Genomic DNA, 25,846 nt, shown 5'->3' with positions numbered 1-25,846 from the left:
AAATGATTGGTAGTCAAATAAATATACGGTTTTCAAACCAAATGAACAATCTTTTCTCGTTTAATTACTAAATGCACAACAGGTTTATGTAATATTTTAATATATAAAAAGCATATATATATATATTATTATTAATTTTTATCGATAAATGTTGTGCAAAGCATAAATAAGTGTTAAATTCAATTTGTGAAACTACTAATTCTTTATTTATTATGAAAACATATTTAATCCTTGGTTCATATAGTAGGTTATTGCTGGGTATATGTCTGGTGGTCAGTATTTTAGTAACTTCCCAGGTGGGAATCAATACAACAACTCCAGACGCAAGTTCTTTATTGGACTTAAATTCAACAAATAGAGGATTTTTAGCTCCGAGGATGACTACAGCGCAGAGGTTAGCAATAACAGCTCCTGCAGACGGTTTAATGGTCTACGATACGACATCAAAACTTTTCTATTATTACGTAAGTTCTACTTCATCGTGGTCACCTATTAATAGCAGTGTTTCAGGGAGATTAAATTTTAAGCGCATCAAGTCAACCGATGTTTTATCCACTGTTCTAGCTTCTGAATTAGCCGCTGGTGGGGGAACACGTTATGTGATGAACTCCAATACATTATACGAAATCAATGGACAGGTTCAGTTTGATTTTCCCATCGATATTAACAATTCCTATATACACGGCTTAGATACCAATGAAGACATAATAACTCGTTCATCTGGGAATATTTTTGAAGGTGCTACCGGCGGTAGTATTAGAAATGTTACACTACGAGCAACTGGAGGAAGTGTTTTTAATCTTAATGCTGCAGCGACGCAAAATCTTATATTTAGAGATTCTGTTGTTAGTGGTTCTAATTCTGTTGGTACAATTTCAGGATTCGGTTTAGTATTCGTGAGCATTGTCCAATTTTCGGGAAATACAAATGGAATTACCTACAACAATATATCTCAGCTGCTACTAAGCAATTTAGGTTGGTTTAGCAATAACTCTGGTACCTATGAAAAATTTACCGGAACATTTGGTTTGATTGAAAAACAAGGTGGGTTCTCCCATGTAGAAAGCACATCAGCCACAGGTTTTGATGTATCAACATCTGGTCTAACGGTTGCTAGCGGAATTCTGGAATCTGTTGTTTTCACGGGAACCAATACAGCAGGTTATGTAAAGCCTTACTCAACAGGTACATATACTGGTTATAATTTTACAAACGACTGGACTGTAAGAGCGGCAGGAATTCCAACGGAAGCTGATAATAGTGCTGTGGGAGATTTTTCCGTTGATTATAATGTTGGAACTGGTATAGGTGTAAGTTTTAATAATTCTAATCCAAGTAATATTGTGAAGATTGGAACGGCAACCTCTGTTTCGACATCTTTAAATTTATTTAGATTTACAACAGATGGTGTACCGAACAGATTAAAATATGTTGGAAAAAAGAAGAGAATATTTCAAATAACAGGATCAGTTTCTTTTCAGGTACCTGCAGCAGGAACTTACATAATTTATATCGCAAAAAACGGTACAGTTTTGAGTCAGACAAAAGTCTACGGAAGAGGTTCTGCTACAAATGATATCGTTGTAGTTCCGATTAATGGTACATCAGAACTTTCAATTAATGATTATATAGAAATATATGCTCAAAGATATACGGGTTCCACTGGTGATATCGTTGTTCCGAATATGTCCATTACAATAAAGTAACATCCCAAATTAGCATACAATTGTGTAAATTCAACTAACGTAAATTTATAAATATACTATAAACAATAAGCTGGATTCTGGTTATCCTAATATTCGGTGGACTTTACAAATTTTCAGGTAAAACAAATGACTATATCGTTTGTAAATATTTTTTTTCCCTTTTTATTGAGTTTTCTCTTGATGCAGTGGCAATTACTTTTAAACCTAAAATATTTTTAGCAATCTGCATAGCTACCGAGCCAACGCCGCCAGCACCGCCGATAATTAAAATTGATTTCCCATTGTCTTTTTCTGGACTTAATTGCATTCTGTCAAATAATATTTCAAAAGCTGTCAATGAAGTAAGCGGCATAGCAGCAGATGCCTCGATAGGGATATTATTAGGAGAGAACCATACAATTCTTTCATCAACTAAATGAAATTCTTGATAACTACAGTCCTTTGTTATATCTCCTGCATAAAAAACCTTGTCACCCTTTTTAAACAAAGTGAGGTTTTCTCCAACCGCTTCAACAACCCCAACAGCGTCCCAACCTATATTTTTGGGATTGTCTGAGATTTTATCTTTCAGACTATTCTGGCGTATCTTATAGTCCACAGGGTTTATTGATACAGCTTGTATTTTCACCAACAATTCATACCCTTTTGGCATTGGTGTTTCTTTTTCAAATTGTATGAAACTGTCTGCTTCTGAAATTGGTAAACTTGTTTAAAATCCTATTGCTTGTATATTTTTTCGATTAAATTATTGTGTTGCTAAGGTGACGGCTAACGTGGTGGCACTTAGCGATGTTGCGAACTTCGGAACCGATTATTTTCTGTTAAAGATAAAATTACCTGCTGGCTATATTTTTTCTATATGTTGTGGGTGTTATTCCTGTCTGTTTTTTAAATAATCTTGTAAAGTATGTGGGATAATCAAAGCCTAAATCATAGCCTATCTCAGCAACGGTTTTATTTGATATTTCCAAATGCTTTTTTGCCTCTGAAATTATTTTATCCTGAATAATCTCTGAAGGAGTTTTACCTGTGTTGAATTTGATTAAGTCGCCAAAGTAGTTGGAAGACAAATGTAATTTTTCTGAAAAATAATGAACATTAGGCATTCCTTGCTGTCCGTTTGAATAGTAATCGTTCAGTAACTTTTTAAATTCTGTAACTAATTTGTTATAAAGTGGCTGTCTGGTTTCAAATTGACGTTTATAGCATTTGCCGATGTAAGTAAATATCAGATTGCAATAGGCCAACAAGAGAGCCATGTCATAGTTGTCTTTTTGGTATTCCTCAAAAATTTGTTCGTACAAATTTTCTATTCGGTTTTGTTCATCATTAGTTAGGAACAAGGCTTCTTTAATGTTATACTGAAAAAAGCTAAAGTCAATATTGTACTCTTGGAGAAGTATGGGCGAAATCAAAATTTGGTAACCTTCCCATCGTTTATCTACATTCCATTTGTGAATTTGTTTAGGTTTAATAAAATATAGAAAGGCCGATGTTGTATCATACTCAGTATTTCCGAACCAATTTAAGTCTGTCATATTGCGTTTAAATGCCATCATATAAAAGTCTGATGTAAGCCCATCACATAACAAACGAATACTTTTACAGTCGTCATACTTGACCACATCTATTAGGTCTTTCTTTGGGTCGTTGTAACCAATAAATCTGTTGTATTCTTTTATGTTATCAAAATGAATCATAAGCATATTTTAAAAATTTAGGATAAGACAAAAGAAGAATGTCTTATCCTAATATTAAAATTACGTTTAATTGTTGAATTATTAAAATTCCTGAACTGTAGGGCGAAGTACAATTTCGTTAATATCTACATCTGCAGGTTGTTCTATGGCATAAGCAATGGCTCTTGCTACAGAATCGGAAGGGATGGCTTGTTTATAAAAATCTACTACAAAATCAACACTTCCTTTGTGAGAGCTTCCATATTTCAATTCAGAATCAATAGCCCCAGGTTCAATGGTTGTGGTTCTAATTTTCCCCCCAACTTCGTGTCGTAAGCCTTCGGAAATAGCTCGAACGGCAAATTTGGTACCGCTGTAAACCGTACCTCCTGGACTAAATACCTTAATACCCGCTACAGATGAAATATTAATAAAATGTCCCGATTCTTGTTTTTCGAAAATAGGCAATGCCGCTGCTATTCCATAAAGTACTCCTTTAACATTAATATCAATCATTCTTTCCCATTCATCGACTTTAACTTCACTCAAAGGTGCAATTGACATTAAGCCTGCATTGTTCAAAAGGACATCAAGTTTGCCGAATTCACTGATGGCTTTATTGATCAAAGCTTGTACATCGGATTTAATGGTTACGTCTGTTTTAAGATAAACTGCTTTACCGTTACCTTGTTTATTAATTTCTTCAGCAATTTTGTTTAGGCTTTCTTCTCTGCGGGCTCCTAAAACTACGTTTGCTCCTTTAGACGCTAAAAGGCGTGCAGTACTTTCACCTAAGCCACTACTAGCTCCTGTAATTACTACTACTTTACCCGAAATGTTTTCTGATAGACTCATTTTTATTAAATTTTAATTTATGATTTCAAATAATTTATGATGCAAAATTACTTTGATGATACATTTCTAAGCTTAAACAAAATAGGGAAAAGATGAAACAAATTACAGGTAGTGTGAATGAAAGCTTGCAGGTAAAGGTTTGCAGCTACACGCAGGTGGGGATTTTTAGCACTAAACTTTATTAGATGAACTGAACTTCAAATTTACTACTTTCCTGTCCTACGAAGCACGAAACCCTTGTTTCCGGTAGCTTTCTCTGCGTAAAACTAATTAAAAATCAGTAAAATGGCAATAAAAAAAAGAGAACAACCTGTTCTCTTGAAATATTCTCTAAAAATTTTATGATAAATCCATAGTGTTTGAAAAAGCTCCCGAAGCGAGCCTGCCCTGAGCTAGCCGAAGGGTTCAACAGGAGTTTCAATGTTGGCTCTTCGAGCCCAACGAAACTCTGGTTATTAGTGGCAGTACATTATTTAGATATTAATTTTGCTATTAGTTTTTGTTTATTAAATCCTGCAATAGAAATAATTTGATCTCTTTTAGTTCTTTCAACAAAATTAGTATATAAATATCGTTTGATATATTCACGTAATATACACTGTGCAAGATAATTATCTTTAACTTCTTCGAAGAGTTTTGTCAATTCTTTAATATCAATCTTGTCGTAAAAAGTTTTTATAGCAAATGTCACAAGTTTTGATGCTGTAGAATCTATGTTTGTATTGACTTTTTCGAACAATTCATTTTGTCCTTTTGTACCAACGGAAAACATAAGATTTGACATACTATCAACACATATTCTCCATGATATAAACTGTAACATTTTTTTTACAGCTTTTTCAACTGTATTTGAATCTACTCTTGATATTTTATTTCTTGCCGATTCTTTTTCTCTTATGCTTTCAACTAAACTTTCAATTAGTAAATCTTTATCTCTTACTAAAATTTCAGAATAAAATCCTAAAAATCTGAACATTGTATTATATGCAGCTTCTACTAAATTTATTAATTTGTCTTTTTCAAAATCTCCGCTTTGATTTTTTACAATTTGACCAATTATTTTAACAGTTCTGAAAGCTTGATTCATTTCTATGGCTTCAGCTGGCAATATTGATTCGTCATTTTCATCTTGAGTCTCAGTTTTTTGAATTCTTCTATCCTGTGCATCTTTTCTTTGTAAATCTTTTTTTACTTCATCCTTAGGATTTATTTCTTCTATAATTTCATGTTTAATTTCATTAGTGAATTCTGAAATAAATTTCACGAATTCATCATCTTTATTTAAACTTAATGGTGCAAAATTTTCAAAAGGAATTTGACTAGTTAAAACTATATTGTCGATTAATATTTGAGCCTTAGAGTGGTGAGATAAAAATATTAAAATATTAGCGTTGATTTCAAGATGAATATTATTACATAAATCATAAAGTGTATCTTGATGCTTATCAATTTCTGTTGATATTTTTTGAGCTACAAGGAAATAGTATATGTATTTGTATGAAAAAGTATAATTTTCATCATCAAGTTTTAAAATATTTGCATTAATTAGAACAGTTAATATTTTATTTATAGTTAGTTTTTCATGTCTAAAATATCTTTTTGAATAATTAATAATAAAATCTTCGAATTGATTATTATTAAAAGAAGATGATTTTAAATTTTCGTAAAGATGATAAGATAATTCTTTTAAAATGTTTAAGAGACTTGTTAATTCACTATCTTTTATACCTTCTTTTACTAATCCAGCTTTTATCAAAACTAGATAAATGTTAGCATAAGATGTTTGAGAAAAATTTTGCAAATTTTCATCAAGACTTTGTAATAAAGTCAGTATAAAAACTGGATAAGCTGGCATCAATCTGTTGCCAATTAAGGCGTCAATTTCGGTGAAACGTAATTTAACCTCGGCTAGTATAGCCTCTTCTTGAACTGTTAATTTATCTTGTCCAATCATAAGCCATTGCTCAATTAATTCACTTCTTTTTTCATGTCCTAGAGGTAAAACTTTAAATTTTTTAAAATCTTTAAAACTAGTTGCCTCTTCAGTCACGTTTCTCGAATTATATGTGCTATCTGAAGTAACAATGATATAATCAAAATTTTCATTTAACGAATCAATTAACTTCTTTTTATATTTTGGATTTAATTCTGATTTGTGAATATTGTCCAAAAGCAAGACTTTCCTTTCTTGTTGAAAAAAAAGATCTAGATTATCATTGTTATATTGTTCTTTAAGTGGCTTCTTTAATAACTTTTTTAAATTTGTTTCTTTACAATATTCCCCTCTTATGTAAATTGGGTTATAACCTAATTCGTAAAGTCTCTTATAAAGTACAAAAAGTAAAGCTGTTTTTCCTGATTGGTCAGCTCCTTCCAATAAAATTTTTGATGATTCATTATTCTTGAACAATTCTACAAGTTCAGAAGAATTTGGATACTGAACATATTCATCATCAATTAAGGGTTCTAAATCAGGATAAACAAAAACATCCGAAAGTAATAATTTATCCTTTTTAGAATGTTTAAGAGGAATTGTTAATTGCGCAATTTTATCCTCAAACTCATTATTAATAACAAAACTCCTTTTATTCTTAGGGATAATTTCATGAGTATCTTCAAAATCTATTAAATAATGTTCTTCATCTTTGAAGCCATAAGTTCTTATATGTATAGATTTATTAGTTAGGTTTATTTCGTAAAAAGAAAAGCCAGTATCTTGTATATCATTAATATTAAAGGCTTTTCCTCCACAGAATACAACATTTTGTTTTTGTTGAATTATAGATTTCGATTTTCCTTTATCATGTTCGTGTCCATATATAACTAAGTTTGAAGTTTTAATTAAATGTTCTTCAAATCTTTGCTTATTATTCTTTTTTGTATTTGCAGACAGCCAATCTAAAGGATGGTGAAAAACTGAAATAATATACTCTCCATTTTCATTTTCTAAAAACTTATTTTCAGGCACAATCAAATTTCCTTGCTTTTCATTAATTTCGGTTAACCAACTTGTATTATAACAGTGAAAAGAAACTTTAAAATCAAGATGAGGGCGAAAATCAATTTTGTAAGAAGCTAAATTCGAATCTTTAACTTTAGTTAATTCATTTGTGAAATCCCAAAAATGATTCTGAACAGCCATTGCATCAATAAAATAATCTTCTTCCTCAATTATATCTGTTCTACAGTCATTCAAGATTGATTTTCGTGTTTTCTTCTCATTATCAAAACAGCAATCATGATTTCCAGGCACTACGACTAATTCAATTTGTAATATTTTATTACTCTCTTTAAGGTTGGTTTTTAAATGTGATACTAATTCCTTTGCTTTTTCAAATTCATTTTTTCTACCGAAATTTGCAATGTCACCAGATAATACAATGTAGACATGACTTATTTCTTTTATGTCATATTCTAATGATTTTGATATTTTATTAATTCTTTCTGGAAAATAATCATTTTGAATATGTAAGTCAGTTAAATGTAAAATTCCAATTTTCATATTTAGTTGAGATTGTTGGTTATGTTTTGGTTCATGTATTGCCGCTAACGTCCCGGGGCTTGGCGATGGCGGGCATTTGGAAGCCGAAACTTTCAACTAACATACAATTTTCTACCGAAGTACAAATCTTCAATTGAAAACTTTCCGCCCCGCTTTTGGCAATACCTTGTTGAACTAAACCTTCGGTAGCTTTCTCTGCGCCATATTTAGTTACTTTGTAAAACTAATTAAAAATCAGCAAAATGGCAACAAAAAAAGAGAACATCCTGTCCTCTTGAAATATTCTCTAAAAATTTTACGATAAATCCATAGTGTTTGAACAAACCTGTAAAAAAGCTTCCGAAGCTCCAGTTCAACAGGGTTTTCATTGTTCGTGCTACGCACGCAACGAAAACTTAGCTATTATCTGCAGGCGTTTTATTTTTGATATTTTATTGCTTTACTTACTTCTATTGGATTGTTATGTTTTCTAATATCCTCTTGTTCAGACTTTGTGATTGGAATTAAATCACTTGATTTAGTATATCTAACACCATTAATATCAACACTTTTTATTGTTCCATTATTTAATCCAACCCTATCTTCATTAAATGGATCATTGTAATATTCAACTTTTTTTTTGTTGATTGTTTTTTCAGATACAGGAATTGGTTTATCACCATATCTTATTTCTAAAAAATTTGAAGTATCATAGGTTTTATCTAATTTTTCGTTTTGAATAAAAGAAAAATTGTACTGATCTTTTTCGTCTTGAAGCAAAATAATTAAACCAGGTAATCCTTGAAATTTATAGGGACCTTCAGAAAAAGGAAATTCATTTGTAAACCAAGCCGTCCATTTTCTTCCTCCGAAATTTGTTGTAGCTTTTTGTAGTGATAAGTTCTGATATGTTTTTGTTTCAGTAGATAGTTTCCAGTTAATTTTATCATCAGTCGGATAGGAATAAATTTGCCAACTAATCATTTCATAATTAGTATTTTTATTTGACCCTTTTTTTCTAACAACAGGAATTTGGTCAGTCCAATTTGTGTTTTCTGAATTATATTTTTTATTTTCTTCTTCTTTTTCCAAAAATACATTATCATAGTATTTAATTTCAACTGGATTTATATCTAGAACCATTGTCGCTTTTTTTGGTTCTGTCTGAAGAGAATCAAATTTGTACTTTAATTCGTAAAAAAATCTATGAGTTTGAGAAAAAACTAAATTTGATACGAAAAATAGTAGGTAAAAATATTTCTTCATTTTTAGAGGTATTTTTTTGCACGCTTGCAGATAACGAGAAAAGTATTTATGTTGTGCGGGCTTTCTATGACCGAGTTTTCAGCGATTTCCAACCTTAGCAAAAATGCTTTTGCAGATTTCTAAATTACAAAAAATTGAAATATGAAAAGCATTTTTTGCGGAGTTATCTTGGCAAATTTTCATATTTTGTATTCAACCCCGCATAACATAAATACTATGTTATACTACAGCGTTTTTAATCCGCATCTCTAACTTCCAAAAGATTGCCATCGTAATCAAAAGTTCCAACTGCTTTATCAACAATTTTGCCTCCAAAAGCATTTTTTCCACGATATAACATTGTTCCAATTACTTTATCCTTTTTATACTCAAAAGTCGTTTGAACGTGTTCATAACTGTCTGGATCGTTCATTGCTTTTTTAACTGTCCTTTCCAATTTCGGATTAGAACCATCCCAAGAAGAAATATTTTTCTTTGCAAATTCTTGTTGTTTTATGTTTTTAATTTCAATTTGAATTTCTTCTTTTTGTACTTTCTTAAGATTCTTGTTTTCGAGTTCTTTCTCAAGTGAAGCAATTTTTTCTTCGCTACTTAAAGATTGAAATTTTTCATTTGCAATTTTTGCCGAATCTATTTTCTGTTGCTGATTTTTTGGTTTATTAGACATCAGAAAATCGTTATTTGCAACTTTTGTTTTTGCATTTTTATCTTCAGGCATAAAAATCGCAGTAATGATTATCATAAGAATAAATGATCCAAATGTTATCAAAATAATCTTAAGACATCCAGTTTTCTTTTTTTTAGGTTCTGTTTGGCTTTGTTGAAAATTATTTGGTGGAATATTTTGGTGATTTGTTTGATTCAGAATTTGACTTTTTTTTGTCTGAAATTCTTCTTCGGTTAAAATACCTTTTTGTTTTAATTCAGCAAGTTTTTCTAAATCAGATAAATTTGACTTCATAAATTTTGCGGTTTTTTGGTTGCGCTGTCGTATAACTCTCAAATATACGCATTGCGCCAATATAAAATATATACACTTGCGCCAATTCTTTTTGTGTTTTATGTAAATTGTTGATTATCATATTGTTGTTTTTTTTTATTATATTTGGTTATACGCAACTGAAAAATATTTAGTAATGGAAAAAAAAATTATTCAAAACATTTCAAAACCATTCTTACAATGCAGTGATATTCTCAAAATAGCATTAAGAATTATGTGTCAAACCTAAATTATTTTCTTAAAATCTCCTCAAAATTTAGACCAGAACAGATTATGCAAGAACAGCTGGAAGATTTCATCATTTGGCTTGTAGACAAAAAGAAAGTAGGGCAGTCTCATCAAAAAGCTATGATGGCAACTATCAAATGGAAAGTGGTGCCGATATTAGAATTATCAAGAATTGCTTGGGCATAACAATATTGAAACTACCGAAATATATACCCATATTACAGATGTTAACAAACTCAATATCAAAAGTTCTTTGGATTTTCTATAAAAATGGAAACTATATCCAAAAATTAATTAACTTTACACTACAATCTTTGCTCTTTGTCTCATATTCTTTCAGAGCAGATCCAATACAAGTCCAATACAAGTCCAATAGAGTCCAATAGAATGATGGAGGTGTAATGCTCCTGTACTGTACCCTAATTGGTGTTGTTATACACAGTGGATATACAAAGAGTACAGAAAGGATACAGAAACAACAGTCAATAAAAACTAAAACTATGGCAAGACTCAACAAAAACGGAATCCTTAGCGGTGCATTAGGTAAAATAGTATTCGTCAATAGAGCTGGGGAGGCGCATGTTCGCCTAAGATCTAGCAGTAGTAATCAATCAAAAAACTCAGAAGCATCTGCAAAAGGTTTTGGGGTAAACAGCAGCCAAGATAGTCTCGTAAGACATGCTATTACAGAAAAGTTATACATCAGGAACTACCAATGCTTTGCTGTCAACCATCGCACAAGATTAAGACTCACAATTCTAGAATCTAAAGATCAAGAGGGGAACATCTTCCAGAGATACCACAACCCGCAGGCTTTGGTTGGTACTGTATTCAACAACCAATGGCAATGGGAGAGAGCTACCAGTTTTTATCCAGAATATAATCTTGCGCAGGATCACACCATGACAGTGGCTCTCCCAGAGATCAACCTTGGAAAACAAATCAAACTACCCAAAAATAGCACCCATGCAACCCTCAATTTTCATGCATTTACGATAGACCCAAATAGTAGATCTGTAGTAGCAGAGATTCTCTCATCGCTCTCTTTCAATCTGGAAAAAAACAAAAATATACCCGCTCAAGACTGGGTTTTTAGCATTCCCAACAATGCCTATTGGGCAATCATTATAGCCACTATCAGTTATACATCATACAAAAACAACATCCCAGAAGAGCACAAGCATACCGGGACTTACCTATGGGCAAAGAAAATAGCAGAGGATTAAACACTCCCCAAACATCTAAAAAGATTACAACCCAACATTCCCTCCCTTAGAGTGGTGTCCTCTTGCAGATGGTTTTTTTTTTTATTTATTATTCCTCACAGTCTAAAACTGAATTATAGAAATTTTCTCTTTTTAGGGTGCAGGACAAAGAAATTTCCTCCCTTTAGGGTCGGGGTAAAGAAATTTCCTAACAATTAAAACTGAATTATAGATTTTAGGATCGGGGGCAAAGAAATTTCGCCTTATATCAAAGTAGTAAAGAAATTCCCATATAAATAACTTTAATACTAATTAACAAAATGTTATTTGTTGGATAAGGATTTATTTCGTTATCTTGGTAAGCAAGTAATAATAGATACATTTATCAATTATAAACTATCAACTATCAATTATAATTAGCCCTATGTCGGTTCAGTCCTATTCTTTATTTTCCGATTTTGACATTTACCTTTTTCGTTCAGGGAAACACACTAGGCTCTACGAAAAGTTTGGTTCACACAAGGTTGAAGTAGATGGCGTTTCCGGTGTTTATTTTGCGGTTTGGGCACCTAATGCTACCGAGGTTTCTGTAATGGGAAATTTCAACAACTGGGATTCATTTTCGCACCATTTGGCAGGGCGCTGGGACCAGTCTGGGATTTGGGAAGGTTTTATTCCTGATTTAGATTTGGGAGAAGTTTACAAATACGGCATCAGAACAACAGAAGGTATTTTGTTGGAAAAAGCCGACCCTTATGCACTTTGTTTTGAGAATGCAATGCAGGCTGGTTCTGCAGTTTGCACCACTTGGTACGAGTGGCAGGATCAGGATTGGATGCAGAAACGTTGGCGATACAACAGCCTCGAATCTCCGATTTCTGTTTACGAAATGCATCTAGGCTCTTGGATGCGCGACCCAGGAAATCCAGATAGATTTTTAAGTTATGGTGAAATAGCGGATAAATTGGTTCCATATCTCAAAGCAATGAATTTTACACACGTAGAATTTATGCCTGTTATGGAGTATCCTTACGACCCGAGTTGGGGTTATCAGATTACTGGGTTTTATGCGGCGACTTCAAGATTCGGAGGACCGCAGGAATTGATGTACTTGATTTCTGAACTTCATAAAAGTAATATTGGTGTTTTTCTAGACTGGGTGCCGTCTCATTTTCCGGGGGATGCTAATGGATTACATCGTTTCGATGGCTCATTTTTGTACGAACACGAAGACCCTAGAAAAGGCTTTCATCCCGATTGGAAATCTTACATTTTCAATTACGGAAGACCCGAAGTTAAATCTTTCCTGATTTCCAACGCCATGTTTTGGCTTGACCGTTATCATGCTGATGGATTGCGTGTAGATGCAGTAACATCTATGCTACATCTAGATTACTCTAGAAACGAAGGCGAATGGGAACCCAATATTTACGGAGGAAATGTCAATCTTGAAGCGAAACAGTTTTTGCAGGATTTCAATACCGCAGTTTATAAAGAATTTCCAGATGTTCAAACCATTGCAGAAGAAAGTTCTGATTTTCCGATGTTGACCAAACCTGTCCACGATGGCGGAATCGGTTTCGGAATGAAATGGATGATGGGCTGGATGCACGACACATTGGATTATTTCAAAGAAGACCCAATCAATAGGAAATATCATCACAACAAAATCACGTTCACGAGCACCTATATGTATAATGAAAATTATATGATGCCGTTGTCTCACGATGAGGTTGTGCACGGGAAAAGCAGTCTGATTTACAAAATGCCGGGCGACGAATGGCAAAAGTTTGCCAATCTCCGCGCAATGTATGTCTATATGTTCACCAATCCGGGAACTAAATTGCTTTTTATGGGAGACGAGTTTGCCCAAACCAACGAATGGAATTTTACAAGTTCCCTCGACTGGCATTTGCTTCAATATCCTGTTCATAAAAACCTTCAGGAGTTTGTTCGGGATTTGAATCTGATATACAAAACACATCCGTCCTTATATGAACTTCAATTCTCTCCTTATGGCTACGAATGGGTTGATGGCGACGACAGAGACAACTCGATTTTTGTTTACTTAAGGAAAAGTAAAAATGATAAAGAAGTTTTGATGACCATTCTCAATCTCACACCCAATAGTTTCGATTACAGAATTGGTGTGGATGAAAATACGGGCTGGGAAGTTATTTTGAATTCTGATGAAGGAAAATACAGCGGAAGCGGAGTAGAAGCAGTTATTTCTCAAAGGTTAGAGGAAGGCTGGAATAACAGAAACAACTCAATCATCATCAGATTACCGCCATTATCAGGATTGATTTTGAAGCAACATAAAGTCATCAAGAAGTCAAAAATTGCTGACTTTTTGAAACGAAGAAAATAATTAGCAAGAAAAAGATTTATGAAAATATTTCACCTTTCTATGGAATGTTATCCTGTCGCAAAAGTCGGTGGACTGGCAGATGTGGTAGGAGCTTTGCCCAAGTATCAAAACAAAATGGGATTGGATGCTAGCGTGATAATGCCTTGGTACAACAAACCGTTTTTCTACAACCACGACTTTGAGATTGTGTTTGATGGTTTTATTCATCAGTCGTTTCATATGTATCAGGTTCAAGTTTTCAAAGAGAAAAGCAATGTTTTGGGGTTCGACCTTTATTTGGTAAAAATTCCGGGATTGCTGGACAGAGAAAATGTTTACGGTTATTGGGATGAGAGTCAGCAGTTCATAGCTTTTCAGCACGGTGTTTTGCATTGGCTCAGTGCGATGCAGATTCGTCCGGATATCTTGCATTGCCACGATTATCACACAGGACTCGTTCCTTTTATGATTGATAATTGCTACGAATTTCGTTTTCTGAAGGGCGTCAAAACTATTGGAACCATTCATAACGGCGAATATCAGGGAAGTATGGATTGGCAGATGTCTAGTTTTCTTCCGCATTTTGACGGTTGGAAATGGGGACTTTTAGATTGGAGTGGGAGAATCAACCCTATGGCAACAATGATAAAATGTTGCAATGCCTTCAATGCTGTTTCTGGTGGTTACTTGGAAGAATTATTTTATAGTTTTCAAGGCTTAGAACCATTGATGAACCAAGAACGTCAAAAAGCTTTCGGAATCATCAATGGAATTGATACTGAAGTTTGGGACCCGCAGACCGATGATATGTTGAAATTCAATTATAATAAAGATTACGCAGAAGAGGGTAAGTGGGAAAACAAAAAAGTACTGTGTGCGGAGTATGGGCTCAATCCCAATCTTCCACTTTTTGGTTTCATAGGACGATTTGCTGGTGAGAAAGGAGCCGATCTTTTGCCTGAAATTGTAGAGAAAAGTATTCAAGAGACCAATGGTTCACTCAATATCATCATTCTAGGTTCGGGAAATCAAGATATTGAAAACCGATTAAAAGAAATGCAGTATAAATTCAATGTTAATTTTGCATTGGATCTGGGATATAAAGAATATTTGTCTCATCAGATTTATGCTTCGGCAGATTTCTTGTTAATGCCAAGCCGAGTAGAACCTTGCGGATTGAACCAGATGTATGCTATGCGCTACGGAACGATTCCGATTGTAAGATATACAGGCGGTTTGAGAGATACAGTTCAGGATATTTCTACTGGCGGTAGTGGACTCAATTTTACCAATGCTGGTGCAGAGGATACCGTTCATGCTATCAAAAGAGCATTACATATCTACAGCCAGAAAGATTTGATGAAAGGATTGATTTACAGTAATATGTCGTTTGATTTCTCTTGGGAAAAGTCAGCGAAGAATTATCTGGAAATGTATAATTATTGATTTAAATCTTAATTAGGAAAATGTTTTGTTAATATTGGCTTAATATTTGGCAGGATTTCTTAGCTTTATAAATAATAATAGAAAATAATATATAACCGGCACATTTATGAAAGAAAGCGTAATCTCCATAGTTTTGGGAGGCGGAAGAGGAACGAGATTGTTTCCATTAACTTATACCAGGTCCAAACCGGCAGTTCCAATTGCAGGAAAATACCGATTGGTAGACATTCCCATTTCGAATTGTCTCAACTCGGGACTTAACAGAATTTTAGTTTTGACTCAGTACAATTCGGCATCTCTTAACTCTCACATCAAGAACTCTTATCACTTTGATATTTTCAGCAAAGGTTTTGTAGATATCTTGGCCGCGGAGCAGAATGTTGAGAATGAAAACTGGTATCAAGGAACAGCAGATGCAGTTCGCCAAACGATGAAGCATCTAGAAAAATATGAATACGAATACATTCTGATTCTTTCCGGAGATCAGCTTTATCAGATGGATTTCCAAAAGATGATTGATTTTCATAAAGAACAAGGCGGAGACATTACAATTGCAACTATTCCCGTAAATGCAAAAGATGCAACAGGTTTTGGAATTATGAAGTCTGACGATGAAGGCAATATCACAGCCTTTACAGAGAAACCAAGTTTGGACATTTTGGCTGATTGGAAGTCTGAAACCAGTGAAGAAAGCAAATCTCAAGGTAAAGAATATCTTGCTTCTATGGGAATCTACGTTTTCACAAAAAATGTTTTGAGAAAACTATTTGCAGAACATGAAGGCGATGATTTTGGAAAAGATTTCATTCCGGCTTCAATTGGAAAACTAAATGTATTAAGCTATCAATACGATGGTTATTGGACAGATATAGGAACAATTGAATCGTTTTACGAAGCTAACTTAGATTTAGCTCAGGATATGCCTCAATTTAATTTATTCAGTTCCAATCCGATTTATACGAGAGCGAGGATGCTTCCACCTTCAAAAATCAATGGCTCTTATGTAAGTAAGACTATTTTTGGAGACGGCTGTATTATTTTAGCAGATAAAATTGAGAATTGTATCATCGGAAACAGAACAAGAGTGGACAGAGGAACGACGATTGTGAATTCCTACGTGATGGGAGCAGACTATTATCAAACAGCGCAGGAAGTTACTCAAAATGAAATGGAAGGAAAAACAAGTATGGGAATCGGGAAATATTGCTACATAGACAAAGCGATTCTTGACAAAAACTGTTATATCGGGAACAATGTAAGAATCATTGGAGGAAAACATCATCCGGATGGCGATTATGAAACACATTCTATAAAAGACGGAATTGTGGTAATTAAGAAAAATGCAGTCATTCCGGACGGAACAAATATTATGTAATTTTAATACATATTTTCAAAACCCTTCTGTTGCGAAGGGTTTTGTTTTTTAAATTTGGCAGATAATTTGACATTAGAATTCTATAAACAATAATTAATGAAGAATCTTCTTTTTCTTTTCACTGTTTTCTTTTTTGCAACGGCTTCTGCTCAGTTTGATAATATCAATGCTGGAGAAGTTTTGAGTTATAGAATTCATTATGGTTTTATCACAGCTGGTAATGCAACTTTGTCCACAACCAAAACGTCTTACAAAGGTCAATCCGCATTTTATGTGAGAGGTGTCGGTAAAACAAGCGGCGCAGCGAAGGCTTTTTTCAAAGTGGAAGATGTTTATGAAAGTTATATTAATGAAAACAAAGAACCGCTTTTCTATGTAAGAAATGTTTCTGAAGGGAGTTATACTCAGCATTTGCAGAGTACTTTTAATCCTGCTAATAATACTCTGGTTTTGGTTGATAAAAAGCATACAGACAGACCTGCAAAAACCGTCAAAGTTCCGAATAATGTTCAGGATATTTTGTCTTGTTTCTATTACATGAGAAACTTGCCGGCAGATAACCTAAAAGTAGGTAGCGTTGTAAAACTGAATGTCTGGATAGATGACGAGTTATTTCCTTTCCAGTTAAAAGTGGCAGGAACGGAGAATCTCTCGACCAAATTTGGTAAAATCAATTGCCTTAAAATCATTCCTTCTGTAATGAGCGGAAGAGTTTTTAAAGAGAAAGAAGGCGTAACAATGTGGGTAACCAATGACCAGAACAGAGTGCCTGTTCTCATAAAAGCAGAACTCGCTGTTGGTTCTCTCAAAGCAAGTATTGACAGTTACAGTAATGTGAAATATCCAATGAACTTTAAAAAATAAAAATATTGAAAATCACTCTTTTACGAGTGATTTTTTGTTTTAAATATAATAATTGTCCTAAGGCAAGTTGTTGGAATCAAAATAAATTTAACTTTGAAATAAAACAAATTCAAATGAATAAATTGATAGTAACTGCAGAAATCAATAAACCAATCAACGATGTTTGGAACTTCTTTAATAATCCTGAACATATTGTGAATTGGAACTTCGCTCACGAAAGCTGGGAATGTCCTTCTGCTAAAAACGATTTGAAAGTCGGAGGGAAATTAGAAGTCAGAATGCAGGCTAAAGATGGGAGCTTTGGTTTCGAGTTAGTTGGGATTTATGATGAGGTCAAAGACAATGAATCCGTTAAATATCATTTCGAAGACGGACGAGAAATTGAAGTGATTTATCGAAAAATTATCTGACAATAAAACAAAAGTTACAGAAAACTTCGACCCTGAAAATCAGAATCCTTTGGAATTTCAAAAAGATGGTTGGCAGGCAATTCTGGATAATTTCAAAAGTTATTCAGAAAGTATTTAGATTGAACCACAAAGTCACAAAAGATTGCATTAACTTTTTTAAGCGTAAGCGCCTTTGTGAACCTTAAAAACAGTTTATATTAAAAAAAACTTTGTGGACTTTGTGTTAAAAATTTCGAAGATTAATAAGAGTCTAAAAATTTAATTTCAAAAATCTAAAAAATGAACAACAACATATTTCCCTGTTTCTGGTTCAACCAGAATGGAGCAGAAGCTTCAAAGTTTTACACTTCGATTTTCAAGAATTCAAAGATTACTGTTGACACACCAATGGTCATCAATATAGAAATCGAAGGTCAAAAGTTAATGTTCCTGAATGCAGGACCAATGTTCAAACCCAATCTCACTTTATCATTAATGATGATGTGCGATTCTGCGGAAGAAGTAGAAATTTACTACCAAAAATTACCTGAAAATGGAAAAGTGATGATGGAATTGGATTCTTACCCTTGGAGCGAAAAATATGCTTGGGTAGAAGACCAATATGGGATTTCGTGGCAATTATATCTGAGTGCAGAAAAAGCAAAACAGAAGTTTTCTCCAGTAATGATGTTTACTGGAAATAATGCAGGAAAATGTAAAGAAGCTTTGAACTATTACACTAATATTTTCCCTAATTCTAAAATTGAAGGCGTGATGGAATATGAAGAAGGTCAAGGCGATGTTGCAGGAAATGTGGCACATTCTCAATTTATTATCAATGATTATGTGATGATGGCGATGGACAGTTCTCACGACCACAAAGCTCAGTTTACCGAAGGAACTTCTATGACGATAATGACAAAAGACCAAGAAGAAACCGATTATTACTGGAACGAATTCACGAAAGAAGGTGAGGAAAGTATGTGTGGTTGGTTGAAAGATAAATATGGTTTCAGTTGGCAGATTGTTCCTCACAGATTGATTGAACTGACCAACACTCACGAGGTGGAAAAAGCTCAAAAAGCTTTTGGAGCAATGATGAAAATGAAGAAAATTATTATCAAAGATATCGAAGACGCTTATAACTCATAAAATAAAACACTATGGAAAAATTAAAATATCAAATCGAAATTGATGCACCCGCAGAAAAAGTTTGGGACATCTTATGGAATGAGAAAACTTATTCTCAATGGACTTATTATTTCAGTCCAGATTCCAATATGATAACTGATTGGGAACTTGGAGGGAAAACCTATTTCACGGATTCCAGCAAGAAAAACGGAATGGTCAGTACAATAGAACGTATGGAAGAACCAAAACATTTAATTTTTAAACATCTTGGTGAAATGGTTGATGGCGTAGAAGATGTGGATTCGGAAAAAGTAAAAGCTTGGAATGGAAGTCTTGAAGCTTATTATCTGGAAGAAATTAATGGAAAAACAACACTTACAGTCGAAGTTGACTCTAATGATGAATTCAAAGAAATGTTTGACAACGGCTTCAAAAAAGGATTGGAAGTGATAAAAAATCTTTCTGAAAATTAATTTAAAACTCAATAAACAAACTATAAAACTATGGCATCAGTTAATCCTTATCTTACATTCCACGGTCAGTGCGAGGAAGCTTTCAAATTCTATGAATCTGCATTTGGAACCAAAGTTCCATTTTGGAGTCGTTTCGGCGATAGGCCACCTCAAGAAGGAATGCCTCCGCTGGCGGACGAATACAAAAACCAAATAATGCACGTTTCTCTTCCGATTTCTACAGAAACTGTGATTATGGGAAGCGATTCTCTTCCCGGAATGGGCGAGTACAAAAACGGAAACGATTTTTCAATAGCAATCAAAGCAGATTCAAAAGAAGAAGCTAAAAAATTATTCGACAAACTTTCCGAAGGTGGAAAAGTGACGATGGAACTTCAGGACACTTTTTGGGGCGCTTATTTCGGGATGTGGGAAGACAAATTCGGAATCCAATGGATGATTAATTATGACGATCCGGAGAAAGTTCAAGAACATTAAATCATATCAACCACAAAGTCAAAAAAGTTTAGAAGTATCTTTTTTATCTTTTGAAATATCTTAATATAAATAATTCCTTTTGTGACTTTTGTGGTTTTAATTAATAACACAATTCAAAATAAATTAAAAAAATGCCAAAATTAAATTCATACCTCAATTTTGATGGTAAAGCAGAAGAAGCTTTCAAATTTTATCAATCCGTTTTCGGCGGAGAATTCGTTGGAGGCGTGATGAAAATGGGAAATGCTCCCGGAACAGAATATCTTTCCGAAGATGAAAAAAACAGAGTAATGCATATCGCGTTGCCAATTGGAAAAGACCTTTTGATGGCTTCTGACATTGTTCCGTCTATGGGACACAAACTGAATCAAGGAAACGGAAACTATATCTCCATTTTCCCAGAAAGTAGAGAAGAAGCTGATAGAATCTTCAATGGACTTTCTGCAGGTGGAGAAGTAGAAATGCCAATGGAAGACCAATTTTGGGGCGATTATTTCGGAAGCTTCAAAGATAAATTTGGTGTTTACTGGATGGTGAATTACAGCAAAGATTCTGATTACGAAGGATAGCAAGAGTTACTCGCAGATTTAATAAATTTTGCAGATTTTTTAATTATCTGCTAAAATCAGTAATATCTGCGAGAAATTTAATAATTAAATATTTATGGAAAAAGTAACAGCAAAAGCATCTATCGGAATTCAGAAATCTGTTTCGGAAGTTTTTGAAGCGATTATCAATCCCGAAATAATGCAAAATTATTTCATTTCCAAAGGTTCTGGAAGAATGGAAACCAATAAGGAAATTTTCTGGTCTTTCCCGGAATTTGACGGTTCTTACCCATTAACCACGAAAGAAATAATTCCCAATGAAAAAATTGTTTTTGTTTGGGACCCAAAATCCGTTGTGACGATTGAGTTACAACAGTTAGCTGAAAATAACACATTGATAAAAGTTGCGGAAGATGGGCATAGCAGTGATGAAAAAGGCATAAAGTGGGCAATCGGTCAAACCGAAGGCTGGGCAAATTTTCTAGCTTGTATGAAAGCGTGGCTGGAATATGGAATCCACCTGAGGAAAGGTGCTTTCGACTTTATGAAGACTAATTAAAATAAAAGCTTTGCAATTGCAAAGCTTTTATTTAATTATACTTCTGTTCTAATTGAAGCATAATTTCATCATCATCATATTTTACATACTCGTAATCTTCGTTATAAATTTCTGTATATAAATCTCTAAATTCCTGCTCATTTCTGATATTGTTAAATAATGGCCATTCTTTATAAGCCGTTTTAGGAAGTTCATCTTCATTGTTTCCTATTTTTTTCATTAGTTTAAATGCATTTTCGTAATCATCAAGTAATATAAATTTCGATAATTTGAATTTATTACTCATTGCTGACCAATCTTGAGAATTTAGAAATTTTTTACAGATATCATCCTTACCATCCCACTTATAAGCTTGAGCTTTATTAACGGAAAGTATAAGTCTTATTTCGTGAGAACTATGTTTTTTAATTATATCTGTGGCGAATTCAGATAAATTTAAGGCTAACTTATAGTCCTTTCTTCTAATAAGTTTATATATCCTATCATTTAAATCATTGTCGGCATCTTCAAGATTTGAAGGAAGTAGTTTTCTCCATATTACTTGAGATAATTTTACAGCAATTTCATATACACAAAAAAAAGCTTTTTCAAAATAATCATTTGTAACTTCCAATTTATCACCAATATTTATATCTTCATAAAAATTCACTTCATTCTTTTTACAAACACTTAAATATTGGTTTGATATTATTCCATTTGAATGCACGAATAAATTTCGTCTCTCAGTTAATTCTATAAATGTACTCCAAGAAGGTAAATCTTTTGTAAGAACCATACCTAATTTATTTTCTAACCATTTAAATTGATTTGTATGACTATCTCTTAAAACTGATTCAATTTCTTTTTCAACGATGTACTCTTTCAATTCTTCAATCGAATTATATTCTACTAACTTTGAAAATGTTAAATTTTTATCAGAGTTATTTAATAATTCAGGTCTAATTATAAATTTTTTTCGTATTAAACTTCCTATATATGCATCAAACTGACTAATTAAAGAGACTATAAAATTTCTTTGAATTATCTCAGTAGCCAATTTTGAATTATTTGCTTTTTTCTGTAAATCTAAATATCTGTTTAAAGAAGAGAAATCAAATTCTTTATTCGATTCGTCGTCTTCCGAAAACTTAGCTGTATTTAAGAAATCTTCTCTTTTTTTCTCAGAAGTTAATTGGGTAACTTTTAAAATCCCATTTACCAATGGATAAGTTTGATGAAGTCCATCAATATGATCAATAAATAAATCAATCTCTTGGTCAAATGTGTTTTTTTCTTTTTTCATTTAGTTATTAGCAGTTTTTAAATTATAATTTAAAAACAAATATAATTAATTATGTTCAAAATTTTTATTAAAAAAATAATGTACTTTTTGTATTATATTTTGATGAAAATTTATTATTTAGTTAGGATTAAATTTGATAAAAGCGGGAGTGGAAAACGGATAAAGGCGCCCTAAAAAATTATTTAAAGTAAAAGATTTAGGTCTGCGTCTTCCTAAATGTAAAACGTAAAACTTTAAAATAATGAAAAAAGGAATTTTAGCAATCGCAGGTTTAGCAGCTATCGCAATCATCGCCAAAAAAGCGCAAAAAAGAAAAACATTCGTAAGAGGAATCTTTGACGAGTATGATGTGAAAGAAAGAACGCCATTCGGATTTGCAGACAGAATCAGAACGATGAATGACGAAGAATATAACTCGCTGAAAGAAAAAGTGAGAACGCAATTTGGAAGAGGATGCTGCAAACCGAGAACAGCAGAATAATTTTTTAGAAAATTAAATTAAATTGTTAGAAAAACGGAAAGTAAAGCTTTCCGTTTTTTTATTGATGAAAAGTTTTGAAATCGTTAAATTTGCTTTGTGAAGGATTACTACTACTTTCTCGGAATTCCTCAAAATGCTTCTGCAGAAGACATCAAAAAAGCGTACAGGAAACTCTCTCTGAAATATCATCCAGATAAAAATGATAACGATGAGTTCTTTTCGGATAGGTTCAGGGAAATCCAAGAAGCTTATGAAACTCTGACTGATACTGATAGAAGACGACTTTATGACCAGAATCTTGACAGCCAGAAACGAAATGTAAAAAGTATTCTTCCTCCGAAAATCAAGAATTTTTCCGCGAGTAAAATCCGAGCAGTAAAAGGTGAAGAAATCACGATTTACTGGAATACTTATGATGCTGACTTGGTGAAAATAATTCCTTTCGGATTAGAAAAGCCAAATGGCGAACGAACGATTAGAATTAAAGAATTTGATTCTCAAGGAAAATTTCAAATCTTGCTTCACGCAACAAATACGGTTCTTCATAAAACGATTGTTCAAGGAATTACAATTACAGAATTAGCCGAATCGGAATTGAATCAGGAAGAAAAAGAATCATTAAATAATCCTTCCGAATCGTCCCAAAAATCGCAAAAAAAAGAAGTCAACCTCTCCAGGATGACTTCTGTTCTTATATTTTTAGCATTAGTTGCTTTGATTATTTGGTTGATGTTTAGCTGATTTTAGCTCTTCCCGGACATTTTTTGCAACGCTTTCCTTTCTTGAATTTTTTGCAACATTTTTTCTTATCACAATACATCATTTCATCATTTCTGTAAGCCGGAGCAAGCGGAGCAATTTTGAAAGCTATAACTGGTTGAATCATAATTGCAAATATAAATTAATTTAGAATAAATACAAACTAAAAATAAAAAATTCCTTAATTTTTTGGTAATTAAGGAATTAATTTTATGTTTTGAAAATTTATTTTAAATAAGGCTTTATTACTTTTGTCCAAAGTTGGTAGCCTTCTGGTTTCATATGAAGCATATCTTCTTTGAATAGGTCTGTTCTTATTTTTCCATTCTCATCATTCATCACTTTTGTGATATCAATGTATTTTGCTTTTTTCTGAGTTTTAAGATAAGCTTCGATTCCTTCATTAAGTTCTTTCATTTTTGGCCATAATGATTCTCTGCTTGGAGAATATTTGATAGAAACATAAGCGACTGGAACTTTAGGATATTTTTGACGAATCTTTCCAAAAAATGTTTTGAATCTTTCCAGAACTTCTGCCGAAGTGGGATTGTCTGATGCGAGATCATTTTCACCACAATAGATGACGATTTGTCTTGGTTTGTAAGGATCAAGAAGTTCGTTTGCATAATTATTAAGGTCTAATAATCTGGAACCTCCGAAACCTCTGTTGACAATAGTTTTTTCTGGAAAATAATCATTTACATCCTGCCAATAAGTGAAAGATGAACTTCCTACAAATAGAATTGGTTTTTTAGGAATTCCTTTCGTTTCATCTAGTTTTTTGAATTCCTGAATCTCTTTCCAATAAGGTTTATCCTGAGCAAAAAATAGGATAGAGTTGAGAATCAATGCAAAGAATAAAAGCTTTTTGAAAAGCTGTTGGTTATATTTCATATTTTAATTTTTTGAAGTTTCAAGGTAAAAAAAAATCAGCTGCCAAAGCAACTGATTTCAAGTTTTTAATTTTTGTTTAAGACAATTAGTCAACGATAAATTTCGTATTCAATTCTCCAGTTTTTAAAATATAAATTCCTTTTGAAAGATTTTTCAACGTGATTGTATTTCCGTTTTGGAAAGGATTTTCAACAGTTTGAACATTTTGTCCAACCATATTATAAATAAATGCTTTTTTGAATTTCTTCAAATCCTTATCTCCAGTTACAGAGATTACATTTCCTTTTACGGGGTTTGGAGCAATTGTCAAATTTTTAGAAAAAGAAGCATCATCTACAGCCAAAGGTGCAGTTCCCCAGATTTCTGTGATCCATTCTGGATGATCGATGTAAGGGTTTCTATTTCCTTGATAAGAGAAAACAGCGTTGTTTCTATCAATTTCTTTTTGAGAAACAGGATCTTGCTGATTCCATTTTAGAAGCATTGCTAAGAAAGGTTCTGCAAAAACTTTGGTTTTAGTTCCATCATACATGTCGTAATTGAAGCCTTGGATTAGACTTTCATAACGTGTAGCAAAATAGAAATAGATTCTGGCAATATCACCTTTGAACTCATTGATAGGCTCGAAAACTGTTCCGTTGTAACCATTAAGCTTACTAGATCCTAATTTAGATCCATTTTTAGAAGTCCAAGTTGCTGTTCCTACTTCACCATAGGGCCAATTACCTCTTCTCCCATTCACATAACCATCAGTAGGCAACAGGTGATTGTAATCGTTGTGCATTGGTCTTGCATCGTCAAAAGTAGATTTTGGGATTGTATGTTCTCTGTTGTAGCAAACACCTTCGCCATTATAATTTCCACATTGGTTAGTACCCATTGAAAAGTTGTAAGGATCTGGACCTGTTGGATTTTCCGAATAGATATCTAAAACAGAGTTGTCATTTTCATAATACTTATCTCTATCAGCAGATGAGAATATTGTCCAATTGTAGCCATTGTCTTTGTGCCCATTTGTCACAATCTGACTAAGCTTAGTTTTCAAAGCAAAACCTGTAAGGCCACTAGTGCCGTCGTAGTAGGTTGCTGGAGCTTGCGAAAATGCCAAAGAGGAGATTGCAAGTCCTAAAAGTAAAGTTATTTTTTTCATTAAAATTAATTAGGGGTGGCTAAGGTATTAATAATTGGGATAAATAAAACATTAAGTTTTTAACAGTATAGATTTGTAATTGTTGTCAGATAAGTAATTTTATTTGATAATAAATGAAAATTAGAATGTTATAGTTTCAAAATTAAAAAAAGGCAGAAAATAATTACTGCCTTTGTTGTATAATAAGTTTAAGTTAACTCGTAGTGCATTATTAAATTAATTCAATTTTAAGTCTATTCATTTTTCTA

General features: G+C 33.1%; 24 protein-coding genes and 1 pseudogene. 15 read left to right on the top strand and 10 right to left on the bottom strand.

The genetic code is table 11. From position 1 onward, the window contains the following. The first annotated feature begins 296 nt into the window (after nt 1–296). Complete coding sequence (locus RTY06_RS15650; RefSeq protein ID WP_312825905.1) at nt 297–1,706, top strand: hypothetical protein; 1,410 nt, start codon at nt 297–299, stop codon at nt 1,704–1,706. A gap of 130 nt (nt 1,707–1,836) precedes the next feature. Here the strand turns inward: RTY06_RS15650 and RTY06_RS15645 are convergent, their stop codons facing one another. The 6 genes from RTY06_RS15645 to RTY06_RS15620 all read right to left on the bottom strand — a co-directional run bounded on the left by RTY06_RS15645 (nt 1,837) and on the right by RTY06_RS15620 (nt 9,948). Beyond that, nucleotides 1,837–2,358 carry an alcohol dehydrogenase catalytic domain-containing protein gene (locus RTY06_RS15645; protein WP_312825904.1) on the bottom strand — a complete coding sequence of 174 codons (522 nt, stop codon included), beginning with the start codon at nt 2,356–2,358 and terminating at the stop codon, nt 1,837–1,839. 181 nt (nt 2,359–2,539) lie between these two features. Further along, entirely contained in the window at nt 2,540–3,406 is an 867-nt protein-coding gene (locus tag RTY06_RS15640; protein WP_312825903.1) for a helix-turn-helix domain-containing protein, read from the bottom strand. 81 nt (nt 3,407–3,487) lie between these two features. Continuing rightward, entirely contained in the window at nt 3,488–4,240 is a 753-nt protein-coding gene (locus RTY06_RS15635; RefSeq protein ID WP_312825902.1) for an SDR family oxidoreductase, read from the bottom strand. Between the two features lie 469 nt (nt 4,241–4,709). Next, nucleotides 4,710–7,742 carry a metallophosphoesterase gene (locus RTY06_RS15630; protein ID WP_312825901.1) on the bottom strand — a complete coding sequence of 1,011 codons (3,033 nt, stop codon included), beginning with the start codon at nt 7,740–7,742 and terminating at the stop codon, nt 4,710–4,712. 417 nt (nt 7,743–8,159) lie between these two features. Then, nucleotides 8,160–8,987, bottom strand: coding sequence for a GLPGLI family protein (locus RTY06_RS15625; RefSeq protein WP_312825900.1), 828 nt, complete (start codon nt 8,985–8,987; stop codon nt 8,160–8,162). 235 nt (nt 8,988–9,222) lie between these two features. Beyond that, nucleotides 9,223–9,948, bottom strand: coding sequence for an SHOCT domain-containing protein (locus RTY06_RS15620; RefSeq protein ID WP_312825899.1), 726 nt, complete (start codon nt 9,946–9,948; stop codon nt 9,223–9,225). A gap of 240 nt (nt 9,949–10,188) precedes the next feature. Between RTY06_RS15620 and RTY06_RS16235 the strand changes: the two are divergent. From RTY06_RS16235 to RTY06_RS15555, 12 genes and pseudogenes are all read left to right on the top strand, one after another. After that, nucleotides 10,189–10,401, top strand: a pseudogene (locus RTY06_RS16235) (hypothetical protein); the annotation flags it as partial. Between the two features lie 314 nt (nt 10,402–10,715). Next, a complete protein-coding gene (locus tag RTY06_RS15605) occupies nt 10,716–11,441 on the top strand; it encodes a hypothetical protein (protein ID WP_312825898.1) in 726 nt (241 codons plus the stop codon). A 403-nt stretch (nt 11,442–11,844) separates the two neighbouring features. Next, entirely contained in the window at nt 11,845–13,791 is a 1,947-nt protein-coding gene (gene glgB, locus RTY06_RS15600) for a 1,4-alpha-glucan branching protein GlgB (protein ID WP_312825897.1), read from the top strand. An 18-nt stretch (nt 13,792–13,809) separates the two neighbouring features. Continuing rightward, nucleotides 13,810–15,216, top strand: coding sequence for a glycogen/starch synthase (locus RTY06_RS15595; RefSeq protein ID WP_312825896.1), 1,407 nt, complete (start codon nt 13,810–13,812; stop codon nt 15,214–15,216). Between the two features lie 106 nt (nt 15,217–15,322). Beyond that, nucleotides 15,323–16,591, top strand: a complete 1,269-nt coding sequence (locus RTY06_RS15590) for a glucose-1-phosphate adenylyltransferase (RefSeq protein ID WP_312825895.1) — start codon at nt 15,323–15,325, stop codon at nt 16,589–16,591. Between the two features lie 96 nt (nt 16,592–16,687). After that, entirely contained in the window at nt 16,688–17,455 is a 768-nt protein-coding gene (locus tag RTY06_RS15585) for a DUF3108 domain-containing protein (RefSeq protein ID WP_312825894.1), read from the top strand. Between the two features lie 113 nt (nt 17,456–17,568). Further along, a complete protein-coding gene (locus tag RTY06_RS15580) occupies nt 17,569–17,865 on the top strand; it encodes an SRPBCC domain-containing protein (RefSeq protein WP_312825893.1) in 297 nt (98 codons plus the stop codon). Nucleotides 17,866–18,144: 279 nt separating this feature from the next. Then, nucleotides 18,145–18,996 carry a VOC family protein gene (locus RTY06_RS15575; RefSeq protein ID WP_312825892.1) on the top strand — a complete coding sequence of 284 codons (852 nt, stop codon included), beginning with the start codon at nt 18,145–18,147 and terminating at the stop codon, nt 18,994–18,996. A gap of 11 nt (nt 18,997–19,007) precedes the next feature. Then, complete coding sequence (locus RTY06_RS15570; RefSeq protein WP_312825891.1) at nt 19,008–19,448, top strand: SRPBCC domain-containing protein; 441 nt, start codon at nt 19,008–19,010, stop codon at nt 19,446–19,448. Between the two features lie 30 nt (nt 19,449–19,478). Continuing rightward, nucleotides 19,479–19,925, top strand: coding sequence for a VOC family protein (locus RTY06_RS15565; protein ID WP_312825890.1), 447 nt, complete (start codon nt 19,479–19,481; stop codon nt 19,923–19,925). Nucleotides 19,926–20,056: 131 nt separating this feature from the next. After that, nucleotides 20,057–20,494, top strand: coding sequence for a VOC family protein (locus RTY06_RS15560; protein WP_312825889.1), 438 nt, complete (start codon nt 20,057–20,059; stop codon nt 20,492–20,494). 94 nt (nt 20,495–20,588) lie between these two features. Next, nucleotides 20,589–21,032 carry an SRPBCC domain-containing protein gene (locus RTY06_RS15555; RefSeq protein ID WP_312825888.1) on the top strand — a complete coding sequence of 148 codons (444 nt, stop codon included), beginning with the start codon at nt 20,589–20,591 and terminating at the stop codon, nt 21,030–21,032. A 31-nt stretch (nt 21,033–21,063) separates the two neighbouring features. Here RTY06_RS15555 and RTY06_RS15550 read toward each other — a convergent pair whose 3' ends face one another. Then, nucleotides 21,064–22,314, bottom strand: coding sequence for a hypothetical protein (locus RTY06_RS15550; protein WP_312825887.1), 1,251 nt, complete (start codon nt 22,312–22,314; stop codon nt 21,064–21,066). A gap of 241 nt (nt 22,315–22,555) precedes the next feature. Between RTY06_RS15550 and RTY06_RS15545 the strand changes: the two genes are divergently transcribed. Both RTY06_RS15545 and RTY06_RS15540 read left to right on the top strand, forming a co-directional pair. Beyond that, a complete protein-coding gene (locus tag RTY06_RS15545) occupies nt 22,556–22,795 on the top strand; it encodes a hypothetical protein (protein ID WP_312825886.1) in 240 nt (79 codons plus the stop codon). Between the two features lie 96 nt (nt 22,796–22,891). Next, nucleotides 22,892–23,536, top strand: a complete 645-nt coding sequence (locus tag RTY06_RS15540; protein WP_312825885.1) for a J domain-containing protein — start codon at nt 22,892–22,894, stop codon at nt 23,534–23,536. Here RTY06_RS15540 and RTY06_RS15535 read toward each other — a convergent pair. The 3 genes from RTY06_RS15535 to RTY06_RS15525 form a co-directional block, all read right to left on the bottom strand. Then, nucleotides 23,529–23,681: a hypothetical protein gene (locus RTY06_RS15535; protein ID WP_312825884.1), complete on the bottom strand. Its 153-nt coding sequence runs from the start codon at nt 23,679–23,681 to the stop codon at nt 23,529–23,531. The genes RTY06_RS15540 and RTY06_RS15535 overlap by 8 nt on opposite strands. A 98-nt stretch (nt 23,682–23,779) precedes the next feature. Further along, nucleotides 23,780–24,448, bottom strand: coding sequence for a GDSL-type esterase/lipase family protein (locus tag RTY06_RS15530; protein ID WP_312825883.1), 669 nt, complete (start codon nt 24,446–24,448; stop codon nt 23,780–23,782). Between the two features lie 85 nt (nt 24,449–24,533). Next, a complete protein-coding gene (locus RTY06_RS15525; protein ID WP_312825882.1) occupies nt 24,534–25,598 on the bottom strand; it encodes an endonuclease in 1,065 nt (354 codons plus the stop codon). Nucleotides 25,599–25,846 lie beyond the last annotated feature (248 nt).

This window comes from Epilithonimonas sp. (assembly GCF_032055105.1).
Lineage (GTDB): Bacteria > Bacteroidota > Bacteroidia > Flavobacteriales > Weeksellaceae > Epilithonimonas.
The sequence above is the reverse complement of the archived record's forward strand: the minus strand, read 5'-3'. Positions and strand labels throughout refer to the sequence as shown.

Bases quoted from the DNA above. Each gene is read 5' to 3' on its own strand.
- RTY06_RS15630 (WP_312825901.1), bottom strand. From the start codon at position 7,742: ATGAAAATTGGAATTTTACATTTAACTGACTTACATATTCAAAATGAT.
- RTY06_RS15595 (WP_312825896.1), top strand. From the start codon at position 13,810: ATGAAAATATTTCACCTTTCTATGGAATGTTATCCTGTCGCAAAAGTC.
- RTY06_RS15535 (WP_312825884.1), bottom strand. From the start codon at position 23,681: ATGATTCAACCAGTTATAGCTTTCAAAATTGCTCCGCTTGCTCCGGCT.
- RTY06_RS15560 (WP_312825889.1), top strand. From the start codon at position 20,057: ATGCCAAAATTAAATTCATACCTCAATTTTGATGGTAAAGCAGAAGAA.
- RTY06_RS15555 (WP_312825888.1), top strand. From the start codon at position 20,589: ATGGAAAAAGTAACAGCAAAAGCATCTATCGGAATTCAGAAATCTGTT.
- RTY06_RS15525 (WP_312825882.1), bottom strand. From the start codon at position 25,598: ATGAAAAAAATAACTTTACTTTTAGGACTTGCAATCTCCTCTTTGGCA.
- RTY06_RS15635 (WP_312825902.1), bottom strand. From the start codon at position 4,240: ATGAGTCTATCAGAAAACATTTCGGGTAAAGTAGTAGTAATTACAGGA.
- RTY06_RS15565 (WP_312825890.1), top strand. From the start codon at position 19,479: ATGGCATCAGTTAATCCTTATCTTACATTCCACGGTCAGTGCGAGGAA.
- RTY06_RS15550 (WP_312825887.1), bottom strand. From the start codon at position 22,314: ATGAAAAAAGAAAAAAACACATTTGACCAAGAGATTGATTTATTTATT.
- RTY06_RS15585 (WP_312825894.1), top strand. From the start codon at position 16,688: ATGAAGAATCTTCTTTTTCTTTTCACTGTTTTCTTTTTTGCAACGGCT.
- RTY06_RS15645 (WP_312825904.1), bottom strand. From the start codon at position 2,358: ATGCCAAAAGGGTATGAATTGTTGGTGAAAATACAAGCTGTATCAATA.
- RTY06_RS15590 (WP_312825895.1), top strand. From the start codon at position 15,323: ATGAAAGAAAGCGTAATCTCCATAGTTTTGGGAGGCGGAAGAGGAACG.
- RTY06_RS15570 (WP_312825891.1), top strand. From the start codon at position 19,008: ATGGAAAAATTAAAATATCAAATCGAAATTGATGCACCCGCAGAAAAA.
- RTY06_RS15640 (WP_312825903.1), bottom strand. From the start codon at position 3,406: ATGATTCATTTTGATAACATAAAAGAATACAACAGATTTATTGGTTAC.
- RTY06_RS15620 (WP_312825899.1), bottom strand. From the start codon at position 9,948: ATGAAGTCAAATTTATCTGATTTAGAAAAACTTGCTGAATTAAAACAA.
- RTY06_RS15545 (WP_312825886.1), top strand. From the start codon at position 22,556: ATGAAAAAAGGAATTTTAGCAATCGCAGGTTTAGCAGCTATCGCAATC.
- RTY06_RS15580 (WP_312825893.1), top strand. From the start codon at position 17,569: ATGAATAAATTGATAGTAACTGCAGAAATCAATAAACCAATCAACGAT.
- RTY06_RS15625 (WP_312825900.1), bottom strand. From the start codon at position 8,987: ATGAAGAAATATTTTTACCTACTATTTTTCGTATCAAATTTAGTTTTT.
- glgB (WP_312825897.1), top strand. From the start codon at position 11,845: ATGTCGGTTCAGTCCTATTCTTTATTTTCCGATTTTGACATTTACCTT.
- RTY06_RS15605 (WP_312825898.1), top strand. From the start codon at position 10,716: ATGGCAAGACTCAACAAAAACGGAATCCTTAGCGGTGCATTAGGTAAA.
- RTY06_RS15530 (WP_312825883.1), bottom strand. From the start codon at position 24,448: ATGAAATATAACCAACAGCTTTTCAAAAAGCTTTTATTCTTTGCATTG.
- RTY06_RS15575 (WP_312825892.1), top strand. From the start codon at position 18,145: ATGAACAACAACATATTTCCCTGTTTCTGGTTCAACCAGAATGGAGCA.